At 40.5% G+C, this 12,969-nt stretch carries 9 protein-coding genes; 3 read left to right on the forward strand and 6 right to left on the reverse strand.

Going from position 1 to position 12,969, the window contains the following annotated elements:
* Nucleotides 1–107 precede the first annotated feature (107 nt).
* Genes eat through H5160_RS04715 form a run of 3 tightly spaced genes read right to left on the reverse strand, consistent with a single transcriptional unit; the run spans nucleotide 108 to nucleotide 3,861 of the window.
* Entirely contained in the window at nucleotides 108–1,511 is a 1,404-nt protein-coding gene (gene eat, locus H5160_RS04705; RefSeq protein ID WP_182736916.1) for an ethanolamine permease, read from the reverse strand.
* Nucleotides 1,512–1,570: 59 nt separating this feature from the next.
* The gene (gene eutC, locus H5160_RS04710; RefSeq protein ID WP_024594887.1) at nucleotides 1,571–2,458 is read right to left on the reverse strand and encodes an ethanolamine ammonia-lyase subunit EutC; all 888 of its coding nucleotides are present in this window, start codon (nucleotides 2,456–2,458) and stop codon (nucleotides 1,571–1,573) included.
* A complete protein-coding gene (locus H5160_RS04715) occupies nucleotides 2,455–3,861 on the reverse strand; it encodes an ethanolamine ammonia-lyase subunit EutB (RefSeq protein WP_182711940.1) in 1,407 nt (468 codons plus the stop codon). Before H5160_RS04715 ends, eutC begins: the two co-directional genes overlap by 4 nt.
* 220 nt (nucleotides 3,862–4,081) lie before the next feature.
* On the opposite strand from H5160_RS04715, the gene H5160_RS04720 reads away from it, so the two are divergent.
* A complete protein-coding gene (locus H5160_RS04720; protein WP_182736918.1) occupies nucleotides 4,082–5,038 on the forward strand; it encodes a helix-turn-helix domain-containing protein in 957 nt (318 codons plus the stop codon).
* A 462-nt stretch (nucleotides 5,039–5,500) separates the two neighbouring features.
* On the opposite strand, the gene arfA is transcribed toward H5160_RS04720, so the two are convergent.
* The 3 genes from arfA to H5160_RS04735 form a co-directional block, all read right to left on the reverse strand.
* A complete protein-coding gene (arfA, locus tag H5160_RS04725) occupies nucleotides 5,501–5,701 on the reverse strand; it encodes a ribosome alternative rescue factor ArfA (protein ID WP_182695274.1) in 201 nt (66 codons plus the stop codon).
* A 205-nt stretch (nucleotides 5,702–5,906) separates the two neighbouring features.
* Entirely contained in the window at nucleotides 5,907–8,447 is a 2,541-nt protein-coding gene (locus tag H5160_RS04730) for a TonB-dependent siderophore receptor (RefSeq protein ID WP_024597458.1), read from the reverse strand.
* A 254-nt stretch (nucleotides 8,448–8,701) separates the two neighbouring features.
* Nucleotides 8,702–9,655 (reverse strand): sensor histidine kinase, encoded by a 954-nt coding sequence (locus H5160_RS04735; protein WP_182693303.1) that lies wholly within the window; start codon nucleotides 9,653–9,655, stop codon nucleotides 8,702–8,704.
* Between the two features lie 224 nt (nucleotides 9,656–9,879).
* On the opposite strand from H5160_RS04735, the gene H5160_RS04740 reads away from it, so the two are divergent.
* Together H5160_RS04740 and hemH are read left to right on the forward strand one after the other, a co-directional pair.
* Complete coding sequence (locus H5160_RS04740; RefSeq protein ID WP_182736920.1) at nucleotides 9,880–11,208, forward strand: HD domain-containing phosphohydrolase; 1,329 nt, start codon at nucleotides 9,880–9,882, stop codon at nucleotides 11,206–11,208.
* Nucleotides 11,209–11,282: 74 nt separating this feature from the next.
* Nucleotides 11,283–12,302, forward strand: coding sequence for a ferrochelatase (gene hemH / locus H5160_RS04745; RefSeq protein WP_182736922.1), 1,020 nt, complete (start codon nucleotides 11,283–11,285; stop codon nucleotides 12,300–12,302).
* Nucleotides 12,303–12,969: the final 667 nt, after the last annotated feature.

Genomic DNA, 12,969 nt, shown 5'->3' on the forward strand with positions numbered 1-12,969 from the left:
AAGTAGATTAGGGGCTTGATATTTACATGCATGCACTATTTTTACACCGTATTGCTTGTATAAAAATATAAGTGAGGGCTAGCCTCACTTATAATAACTATTAATATTTACTTAGCCATCTCTAAATCAGATTCTGCATCTGCCAACATTGCAAACTCTTCATCAGCGCTTTTAGCAACTAAGTGTTTTGAGCTGTAGCCAAAGTAATATACGGCGCCCATAATAAACAGCATTATAGTGTATAAAAATGCACGAGGGTCGAACGCATACACACCCGTTAATGCTATAAGCGAAAGCACTAAAGCAATACTTGACGTTACTACGCCCCCTGGGGTTTTATACGGGCGAGGTAAATCAGGTTGTTTAACGCGTAGCAAAATATGGCTCAGCGCCATTAATGCATACGATACAGTTGCACCTACTACAGCCATTGCAAGTATTAAATCACCCTCGCCACTGAGTGATACTAAAAAACCAAATATGGCAGGTACAATCAACGCACGTGCTGGCACTTTGCGATTAGTTGTAATCGACAACGAACGCGATAAATATCCGGCTCTAGATAAAGCAAACACTAAGCGACTATAACCATAAATAATAGAGAAAAACGAAGCAACTAAACCCGCAAGCCCTAATATATTTACTACAGTTGCTAAGCCCTCACTACCCGATGCATTTAATGCATCAACCAAAGGTACAGCACTTGCGCCCATTGCAGCAGCACCGCCAGCGCCAGGCACTAAAACAACAACTAAAAAAGCAGTAAATAACAAAAAGATCATTGCACCAATAATGCCTTTTGGCACATCTTTAGCGGGATCTTTTGCCTCTTCTGCAGCAAGCGGTACACCTTCCACCGCTAAAAATAACCACATGGCAAACGGTAATGCAGCCCAAACCCCGTACCAACCTAAAGGTAAAAACTCACTGGCTCCCACTGCATCGGTTACGGGGACGTCAAATAAGCGTGATGCATCAAAATTTGTAATTAAAACAAAAGCCGTTGCAATAATAGCTAATACTGCTAAACCACTTATTACCATCATTACTTTAAGTGCTTCTCCTACGCCTGCTAAATGAATTCCCACAAATAGTAAGTAAAATAATGCATATACCCATGGTCCATTAAACCCAGTGAGGGCTTCAACTGCAGAGCCTATAAAAATAACAATAGCAGCGGGTGCTAAGGCGTATTCAATTAATACCGCAAGCCCGGTTAAATAGCCTCCCGCAGGCCCCATAGCTTGGCGCGCAAAACTATAACCACCGCCTGCTGCAGGTATTGCAGCTGACATTTCAGCAAGCGACAATACCAGCGCTAAATACATAACTGCCATTAACACTGCAGCAATGGCAAAGCCACCCCAACCCGCTTCGGCAATACCAAAGTTCCAACCTGCAAAGTCACCCGATATTACATACGACACACCCAAACCTGCGAGTAATAACCACCCCGCAGTACCTCGTTTTAACTGTCTTTTAGCAAGGTACTCTGTATTATTAGTAGACATAACCCTTCTCCGTTGATGTTTAGTTTTTATTGTTTTATTTCATGTGTTTTTAATTAAAATTACTCAGCAATTAAAAAGTTAGTGGTTGAAACCTGATGCTCAATTACATCGTCTTGTGTACGGTCTTTTAAATTAACCCCAGTTAGTTTTAGTTTTTTAGCTTCACGTAATAAGTACAGCGCACGCCTAGCCGCTTCTGTATAAGGTAGGCCTGCTGGGCGAATATTCGATATGCAATTACGACATGCATCGTTAAGTCCTGTTTTAGGCTCCCATGTTAAATACAAGCCAAGGCTATCTGGCGAACTAAGTCCTGGGCGCTCTCCTATTAACACCATAACCACCTGCGCATTTAGCAACTCACCTATATCGTCGCCAATTGCTACTCGACCTTGTTCAACCAAAGTAATGGGGGCAATTTTAAATTGCTTGTCTGTTGTAAGGTGCGCTAATAGCTCTGTTATAAATGGGCATGCATTTTTTTGTACCGCTAACGAGGAGAGTCCATCAACCACTACAATCGCTAAATCGTATTTAGCCTGTGTAGTGTGCTTTTGTTTATTCATATAGCTGAGAAGTATTTGCCTACCATTTTCATCAAGCTTGCGGCCTAAATCAGGTCGCTGAAGGTAAGTAACCCTGTCAACAGCTTGGCTGTGTAAATGCAGGGGAGGGGCAACATCTTTTAATACGCTAATACTGCCTAGTTGCTCAGTCATTTCGTTAATATCAAGCGGAAAACTCACTGCATCGCGCGCTTGTGCATGAGATAGCTGAAAAGCCAGCATTTCTGAGGTTGGCAAACTTATACCCGCACGCCCAAGCCCAATACGGGCGTCGGTAAAACGGCGTAAATCACTCCAAGGATTGTGCACTACATTACCGTTATTTTTATGCTTGTTTACTGAGTCATCTAAAGGAGTGCTCTGTTTTAAACGTGATTTCATGAGCCACCTCCAGTAATTGCACCCAGAGGTTTAGCAAAAGCGGGAGGCAAGGTATCTGAAAGTGTAATATCGGAAGTGCTTTGCATTATTTTCATTTTGCTTAGCCATGCTTCAAACTCAGGGGCAGGTCTAGAGCCAAGTACACGGCGAACATATAATGCATCATGAAACGACGTAGTTTGGTAATTAAGCATAATATCGTCAGAGCCAGGTATTCCCATTACAAACGAGCAACCAGCAACACCTAATAGCGTAAGCAAGTTATCCATATCGTTTTGATCAGCCTCTGCATGATTGGTGTAACACACATCGCATCCCATCGGTATACCTAGTAACTTAGCGCAAAAATGATCCTCAAGTCCTGCTCGGGTAATTTCTTTACCATCAAACAAATATTCAGGGCCAATAAACCCCACCACGGTATTAACCAGTAACGGGTTAAACTTACGAGCAACGGCATAAGCGCGAGCTTCACACGTTTGCTGATCAAGCTCATGATGCGCATTTGCTGAAAGCGAACTGCCTTGCCCAGTTTCAAAATACATTACATTATTGCCAACAGTGCCGCGCTTTAAACTCAAAGCCGCATCTTGCGCTTCAGCTAAGGTATTTAAATTAAAACCAAAACTTGAATTAGTAGCCTCTGTGCCACCAATCGACTGAAATACTAAATCAACCGGTGCGCCAGCTTCTATACATTCAATGGTGTTAGTAACATGGGTGAGCACGCAGCTTTGGGTTGGTATGGCGTACTTTTGAATAACATCATCCATTAACGTCATTAATTTAATGGCTTGGGCAACGTTATCGGTTGCAGGGTTTATACCTATTACTGCATCGCCATTACCGTATAGCAAACCATCAAGCATGCATGCAGCAATACCATTAATATCGTCAGTTGGGTGATTTGGTTGTAAACGTGTAGATAAACGCCCGGGGAGGCCAATAGTATTTCTAAAAGCACTCGTAACATGGCACTTTTTAGCAATTAATATGAGATCTTGATTGCGCATTATTTTGCTAACAGCAGCAGCCATTTCCGGCGTAATACCTTGCCTTATACTTGCAAGGACAGCAGGTGTTGCAAAGTCACTTAAAAGCCAATTACGAAAATCGCCTACGGTTAAATGTGCAATAGCCATAAAGGCATTTGCATCGTGATCGTCAATAATTAAGCGTGTAATTTCGTCATCTTCGTAGGGAATAAGTACCTCATTTAAAAATGTTTTAAGAGGTATATCCGCCAATGTCATTTGTGCCACAGCACGTTCTTGTGCTGATTGTGCAATTACGCCCGCTAAGCGATCACCCGAACGCTGCGGTGTAGCTTTAGCCATTAACTGGGCTAAGTTCTTGAATTTATAAGTATGTGTACCTAAAGTGTAACTGTACGCTTGCCCCATGATTTACTCCACATAACTAATATGATCAACCTTGGTATAGGTTTTGCTGCATCTTTAGCTATAAATCAATATTGAATAGTTACAAGACAGCTTATTTTGTACCAAGTAACTATCGAATTTTGGCAAAAGATTATTTATTAAACCAATTCAATTGGTTACACACGAAAAGCGGTGTTAACTTAAGCATAATGAAAGTGTAACGAAAAAGAGCATCCCCGATATGGCGCAGCAAAGTAGCTTCAGCGCACCACTAAAGAGCAAGGTGCAAACACACGATATAGACGAGCAAGCGCATAGCCTTACTCAATGGCAGCAAAAATACGATCAAATGAGCGACGGCAGCTTTTATGGTTGTATTGAAGAAACGGATTACGCCAATATTCATGTGTTTAAAGAATACACTGAGCGAGCGCTTCGTCAGCAATGTAACATAGCCCCTAATTCGGTTTGGCTCGGCATTCCTTGTCAGTCACAGCAAAGTAAAATTAATGGTTTAAGTGTGGCAAGTAATCAATTTATGTGCCGTACCAGTGATAACGACTTTGAGTTGATAACCCCTGAGCAATTTAATATTTATGGTTTGGTAATCGATTGGAACTCAATTGAATATATGGCGCAGCTCCAAGGCGTAACATTGAAAAACCTGGCATCTGCACAATCAGCTCGTTTATCGGTGAGCAACTCATCTTTGCAAACGGCAAGACAAATAATTAATAGCATGGTTGTAGGCAAGGGCTTTGGACTTAGAACCGAATCACAACAAGATATGCTAAACATGTTGGCACTACACTTATTACAAGCAGACAATACGCAGCAAAATATTGCGCCAAGTTATAAACACCGCAAAGCCGTAGTAGATAAAGTAAAAGATTACGTGGCCACAAATCCACAAAACCCAATAACCATAACCGAGCTGTGCGAGCTTTCCTTTGTAAGTAGGCGCACACTTCAGTATAGCTTTGAGAGTATTTTAGGAATTAACCCTTTGCGGTTTTTACGTTTAACACGCTTAAATAATGTAAGGCGGGAACTAAAAAAACCAAACCAAGATAAGCCCATTTCAGTAATAGCAGCCAATTGGGGATTTTGGCACGCGGGACAATTTGCTAAAGATTACACGCAACTATTTGGTGAAAACCCATCACAAACAGTTAAAAGTAATAGTTTTAAAGGTTAGAAACTACACTTCTAACGTGAGCACGTTTCTTCTACAGACCATACTTTAACTTGAGTTAAACACCTGTGGACGCGCAGCTTGCTGGCGTTTAAAAGCACCGCTTTTACATTTAGTCGGATGCATTAGTAAACAAGTAATTAAATCACCACCGAGAAGTGAAGGAGAAAACAAGGAGTAGTGACTAACCATTACTCGTGTTTTCTTTGTGTAGTGCACAGCGCATCGGTGAACTCGGTGGTGAAATATCATATAACTTAAACAAATGGACTTTGTCTGCTCATTTACTCCTCTTTTTCTTCTCTTTGTGCATTCATATTTTAAGGGCTGTTATTCACAAAGAGGTTTAGAGGCGCTGCGCTTTTAGAGGACAGCTTGGAAGTTAAAATAATAAAGAACTAAAAGTAACAGCGAGGTATAAAACCTCGCTTACTATATTCAAAAGCCCTATTTGATCGGTGCTATTTAAGCCGCGATTAAATAGGACTCTTGTCCTGAATGTTTGTTGCTACGTTTAAACGAGCCTTTGCCTTTTTTAGCTTTAACCACTTGTGGTTTAAATAATTTAGAGGTGACCATTGCCGCTAGTGCATTGTGGTTTATAACGCCTCGCCCTGTGTCTACCGCGCTGGTATTTGCGGTTTTTGTTTTAGATTTTTTAGTCATATATTTCCTATAAACTAATGGTTATTTTAAGTTAAATAATAAAGAGGCTTTTATATTGGCCTATTTAAGAGATGGCGATTGTAGGCTTAATTTTCAACCGCGCAAGTATTTTTAACATCCATTTGGTAGTTTTTTAATAATAAAAAAGCATAAAAAAAGCGCAGTTAATAACTGCGCTTAATATTACTTTAGTTTGCTTGATAAATTAAAAACTAAAGCTTACTTTTGCGTAGTACGTTCTGCCGTCAAAGCCGTATGGCAATGCGCGTACTGGGTATTTAAATGCGCCGTTGGTGATAAAATTAAGTACTTCGTCGTCGCCTAATTCATCTGGTGTTTCGTCAAATACGTTATCGGCACCCACCGAAAGCGCAAACATGTCATTAATTTGGTAACTAACATTTAAATCAACTAACACAGCAGACTCAACCGTACTTGTTGGTTTAAATGACCCCGTAGGCGAAAGCTCACCAGGTAATGAAATATGGTCGTTACCAAAGTATTTTACATCTGTTTCGCCAAAGTAGTTAAAGCGAATGGTTGATGTGTAGGCATCGCGTTCGTAGTCAAACGTAAGCGTTGCACGCTCACTTGGTTGTCCGTCGGTAAAAAAGCTGCGTTGTAAATCATCAAAAGCAACCGCTTCAGGAATACCGTCTTCTGCATTTACGCTGTCAATTTTAGTATCGTTGAGGTTACCTGCAAAGGTTACTCCTAAATTACCGCCTTCAACTTCAGTGCGGTACGATGCAATAATATCAACACCTTGCGTAGTAGAATCAACCGAGTTTGAGAAGTAGTTAGCTTGCACTGCACCCGTTGCTTGTAGCGCTGCAACTGCTTCTGAGCTAAACGATACGTCGTCAGCCGAAAGTAAGCTGCCAAGTGTAATACGGTCTTCAATTTCTACGCGGTAAAAATCAACCGTTAACGAAAGCTCGCTTGTTACATCGTAAACAAAACCAGCACTGTAGTTTGTTGATGTTTCAAGCTCTAAGCTATCTACGCCTAACGCACTTGGGAAAGCGGTCCCTGTGTTTGCCGTGAACGACTGCGTTAATGTACCGTCTGAGCCTAAGTTAGTTGTAAAGGCTGTATAACCACTTTGTTGAAGTGATGGCGCTCTAAAACCAGTAGACAGTGCACCACGTACTGCAAAGTCATCTGAAAATTCATAGCGTGTTGCTAATTTACCAATTAAATCATCCCCAGCATCTGAGAAATCTTCATAGCGTAGCGCACCACTTACGTTCCATGCGTCGGTGATCATAGTTTCTACGTCTACATAAACTGCGTAGCTGTTACGGTCGCTATCGTTAGCCGCTTCAGGGCGAAGGCCGTTATAAGCTTGAAAACCACACTGTGCAAATTGATCCGGATCGTTTACTGATGGGTACGAGGTATCCATATTTGCTAACCCACACGCGTATGATGCTTCATCGCCAGGCACTATTTCGTAGTTTTCTTTACGGTATTCGGCGCCTACTGTTACATATAAAGGCTCACTACGGCCAATATCTACAATACCGTTTACATCAAGGTTAACCGTTGTTTGATCGAATCTAAAACCACCTGAGTAACCGCCAGTAGGCCCTGAGTTTGCTGCAATGTCGGCATCGCTTGCATCTGGGTTATTAAATAAATACTCAGCCGCGTAAGAAGCATTTAATGTATTGCGTGATGTAAAATCGTATTGGTTTTCACCATAAACAGCAGATACATCGTAAGTCCAATCTGTGTTTATATCGCCTTTAAACCCAAGCGCGACTGAAATATCTTGTGCTTCGTTATATATGCGCGGTAAAAAACCATCGCTGTATACTTGGGTTACGTTTTTAGAGGCTTCGTTAAAGTTACGGTAAAAACCATTACCTAGCGCCGTGCGCTCAGAGTAGCCACCAAACGAGTAAAGCTCGCCGTCGCCCATTGGTAATGCCATGTTGTAAAATAACGACGTAAATTCACTTTCTGAGTTACCTTGGCCCCAGCGTACATCTTCACTTAGCGTACCTGGTTCAACATTAAGCGAACCCCCCGTATCGCGCTCTGCACGGTTAGTGCCGTCGGCATCACGGTACTCAAGCGATAGGTTAATAAAGCCGCCTTCGTTACCTAATTCAAAACCACGGTTTAAACCTGCTGAAATAGTGTCGCCGTCACCTTCACTTGTGCCGCCGTATTGTACAAAACCCGTTGTAATACCGGTTGAGTTATTAAGAGATAAGTTAATAACACCTGCAATAGCATCAGAGCCATACTGCGCTGCAGCGCCGTCGCGTAATACTTCAACGCCTTTAAGTGCTGTTAGCGGAATGGCATTCATATCAGTACCCGCAGCGCCTGCGCCTACTGTACCGTTAAGGCCAAAAATTGATTGGTTATGACGACGTTTACCATTTACTAATACAAGGGTTTGATCTGGTTGTAAGCCACGAAGTGTTGCAGGTCTAAATAAATCAGAACCGTCTGAAACTTGTGTACGCGAAAAGTTAAATGAAGGCGCTGTCGCTTGAAGGCTTTGGCCTAATTCGGTAAAACCACCTTTAGTTAAATCATCCGCGTCAATTAAATCAATAGGAGAAGAAGACTCTGTAGAGGTACGGTTAGATACACGCGATCCTAATACAGATATTTGCTCTATGTTTTTAGCAGCTTGCACTGGTGCTTCTTCAGCGTTAACAATGCTTGGTGCGCTAAACGCGAAAGCAACGGCTACAGCAAGTGTGTTTAAACGGTATGTTGACATAGTGACGACCCTGTTTTTTGTATTCTTAATAATATGTGTGTGGTTATGATGCTCACAACCTGTTGCAAACATCCTAGCAACATATGCAAACAAAAAGAAATGAAAAAAACTAAATATTTGGTCTAAGTATGCAAATAAACTTCAAGATAAGAAAAAACCACATCAAATTGGTTAAAATACGTGCTAAGAAGGGATTAAACATCAAAAAACAGAATGTTTAACACTTTATTTACAATGTGGTTTTGTTCGTTATTTTACACTTTTAAAGGTAATAGGCAGCGAATGGTCGTACCTGTGCCTAATGTACTGTTAACTTCTACTTTTCCACCGTGATCGCTCACCATAGCGTATACAAGTGTCATACCCATACCGGTGCCTTTTCCGACTTCTTTTGTTGTGTAAAAAGGGTCAAACATATGTGCTATTGTGTCTTCATTCATGCCACAACCGTTATCTTTTATTTCAATACAAATATTTGTGTGTAGTTCAAAAATATTGACTTCAATAATGCAGCCTTTTTCTAAATCTAACTCGCAAGCTTGCCAAGCATTCATTAAAAGATTTACAAAAATCTGATTAATTGACGATAAATTGCACCAAATGAGTGGTAGGGGTTCAAACCGCGTTTTTATTTCGCATAATTTAAGTTTGCTACTCAATAACCTTAAAGCATTATTAGCACCCGTTGTTACATCGGCTAATTGTTTATCTTGAGAAGAGGTGGGGTGGGCAAAGTTTAATAAGTCATGCACTATTTGTTTTATACGTTTAAGTCCTTCAACGCTGTCGTTAATTTGTCCCTGCAAATTGTTATAAATCCACGCGTACGGATACTGTAAATTGAGTATGTCGATTTCGTGTTTAAAACGGCTCTCTTTAATTTCGTTATTTAAATATTGTTCGTTAAGTTTTAGCAGCGCTACAAGTAAAGGGCTTGCGTTTTGTAGGCTCTCTACGTTACTCATTGCATAGGCAAGTGGGGTATTTATTTCGTGGGCAACGCCTGCGCTCAGTGTACCTAAGGTTGCCATTTTTTCTGTTTGCACAAACAGCATTTGTTGGTGTTCTAAGTCGGCTACTTTTTTTTGTAGTTCATTATTTATGGCAACTAAAACGCTACTTTTATCTTTGAGTAATTGCTCTGCGGCCAAGCGCAGCTTTTGTTCGTTTAAAAAAGCACGTTCAAAATTACCATCTGATCCATCCATTCCCTTCATCCATATAGATAACTTTATACTTAACGTTTAGTCGTCTGTATGCAAATTTGCAACTTTAGTGCAGCCAAGGCCTAATATTATGCATAAGTAATTATCTACTTATTGCTAATAACTCCATTATGTAAATACCACTTAATATAAAAGGTAGGCACAAACACACCATAGAGTATTTTTTTAAGCTATTATTTAACCAGAAGTAATTTAAAGGCGACTCAATGACTCAAGTAACACCAAGCATACCAATAAATCAGGTTGATGTACTTTGCATTGATGATGATGAAATAGTACTACGCACGTTAACACGGCTACTTGAAGTAAATGGCCTGTCGGTTATTGTTTGCGATAACCCGCAAAGTGCACTAACGCTTTTTAAAAATCATGAGTTTGGTTTAATTATTAGCGATATGCGTATGCCGGTAATGAACGGTGCCGAGTTTTTAGAAAAAGCGCGTGCGCTGGCACCCGACACCCAACGCATTTTATTAACCGGCTACGCCGACATACAAACCACCTTAGCGGCTGTTAATCAGGGCCAAATAAATGGTTATATTCAAAAGCCTTGGCAAAACGATTTATTACTTCGTAGCATTAGAGATAGCCTAGAAAAATTTGCACTAAAAAAACAAAATCAAAAATTAGAGGCACAAGTTAAAGCGCAAAACCAAGAGTTGCTAGAGCTTAATAACTCGCTTGAACAACGAGTAGAAAAACGCACCTTACAAATCAAACAGGTTTTAAAAAAGCTTGAAGACGCCAACGAGCGCGAAAAACAAGAGCATAAATCGACCGTAGAGCTGCTATATAATTTTGTTAACGCAAACCCTTACCTAGATGGTAACAAAGCACAAAATATTGCTAACACCTGTACACAAATAGCACTTTATTTAAACTTGTCGCAAAAAAGCATTGATCTTGCCCCTATGGCTGGTTACTTGGCGCAAATAGGCTTGCTTGCTATGGATCCTGATCTTTATAAAAAACCAGTTAACCGCTTAAACGAGCAACAACGCAAAACCTTTTATACTCACCCAAGTACTGCACAATTAATGTTAATGCCAGCAATACATTTACATGACTTGTCGGATGCTATTTATTATCAGTTTGAGCGCTTTAACGGAAACGGAATGCCCAAAGGCCTTGCCGGAAACGACATACCAATAGGCGCTATGGTGCTAGGTTTAGCGCGCGACTATTGGGACGCGTTTGAGCAAAGCAATGCAAGTGATGAAAAGCAGCGCCACGATGACGCACTCGAAAGTGTAAAACTTTATAGTGGATCGTTTTATCACCCTAAAATTGTACGTGCACTTGAAGCAAGCCATGCAAAACTACATGAACAAAAAAGTTCAGCAGGATCAGTGCTAATTTGTAACGCCCATGAACTCAAAGAGCAAATGGTACTGGGCCATGCTCTACACAGCCATACGGGCATAATGTTGCTGCCCAAAGGTCATGTATTTAGCAGTAAATCGATAGAAAAACTCCAACAGCTAGAATCTAAAAAACCAACTCCGTTCAGAATAATGGTGAAAACTGCTAAATGATTGATCTAAACCGCAGTTTTTTTCGTTACAATGTGCATAAAATAGATTATTGAATTTGCTTGAAGGAGCACTCTGTGTCGCGATTTTCTGCGGTTACTGACAACCCCCATGATGGGCGTTTTAACCAAAAAACGGGAATACTGCTAACTAACTTAGGCAGCCCTGATGCACCAACAGCGGCTGCGCTTCGTACATATTTACGCGAATTTTTATCAGATCCACGCATTGTAGAAATACCACGCTTAGTATGGATGATAATTTTACATGGCATTATTTTACGCGTACGCCCAAAACGTTCGGCTAAATTATACGAGAGTATATGGACCGAAAACGGCTCACCGCTTACTCACATCACTCGCCAGCAAAGTGTAAAGTTAAATACCTTATTAAAAGAGCAAGGTTATACCAATACAGAAGTAGTAATGGCAATGCGTTATGGCAACCCTTCAATAGAGGCAGGCCTTGAAGAGCTTCGTGATAAAGGCTTAACGCGTATAATTATTTTACCAATGTACCCGCAATATTCTAGCCCAACTACGGGTTCTACGTTTGATGCTGTATCGAGCGTACTGCGTAAATGGCGCTGGGTGCCAGAGCTTCATTTTATAAATGGCTATCATAAAAACACCCGTTACATTGAGTCGCTTGCTAATAGTATTAGTGAGGATTTAGAAGCGAATGGTATGCCACAAAAAATTGTTTTTTCGTATCACGGTATGCCTAAATTGTTTTTAGATCGCGGCGATCCGTACCATTGCCTATGTTTACAAACCACGCGTTTAGTTGTCGAAAAACTAGGCCTTGATAAAGACAAAGTAATTAGTACTTTTCAAAGTCGATTTGGTAAAGCAGAGTGGTTAAAGCCTTATACCGACGCAACCCTTGCAGCCTTACCTGATGAAGGTATTACCGATGTAGCTATTATAAGTCCTGCTTTTAGCGCCGACTGCCTAGAAACACTTGAAGAGCTAGAAGGTGAAAACCGTGAAATATTCGAAAACGCAGGCGGCGAAAAATACCGTTACATAGCGGCACTAAACGACAGAGACGACCATATAGAAGCTGTGTTAGATGTTATAAAACCTATGTTGTAACCCAAGCTTACTAAAGCTAAATATATTTCGCATTAAGCGGTGTTAAAATTAACACCGCTTTTTTGTTTTTAATGCTTTTAAAATATTTAGTTAATTAATTCACAAAGAGGTTAAGAGGCGCTGCGCTTTTAGAGTGAGTGATAACACATAAAAATACTGTTTTTGTTTCGGGGTTTTTGGCTTCCCCTTTTACTTCTCATTGTGCAAATAAAAGCTTTTAAAGAGCTAATTATTCACAAAGAGGTTAAGAGGCGCTGCGCTTTTAGAGTAGTGATAAAACATAAAAATACTGGTTTTGGCTTTTCTCATTTACTCCTCTTTTACTTCTCATTGTGCAAATAAAAGCCTTTAAAGGGCGAATTATCAACAAAGAGGTTAAGAGGCGCTGCGCTTTTAGAGTAGTGATAAAACATAAAAATACTGGTTTTTGTTTTTGACTATCTCATTAACTCCCCCTTTTACTTCTCATTGTGCAAATAAAAGCTTTTAAAGGGCGAATTATTCACAAAGAGGTTAAGAGGCGCTGCGCTTTTAGAGTAGTTATAAAACATAAAAATACTGGTTTTGGCTTTTCTCATTTACTCCTCTTTTACTTCTCATTGTGCAAATAAAAGCCTTTAAAGGGCGAATTATCAACAAAGAGGTTAAGAGGCGCTGCGCTTTTAGA

Source organism: Pseudoalteromonas sp. SG43-4, assembly GCF_014164325.1.
GTDB lineage: Bacteria > Pseudomonadota > Gammaproteobacteria > Enterobacterales > Alteromonadaceae > Pseudoalteromonas > Pseudoalteromonas distincta.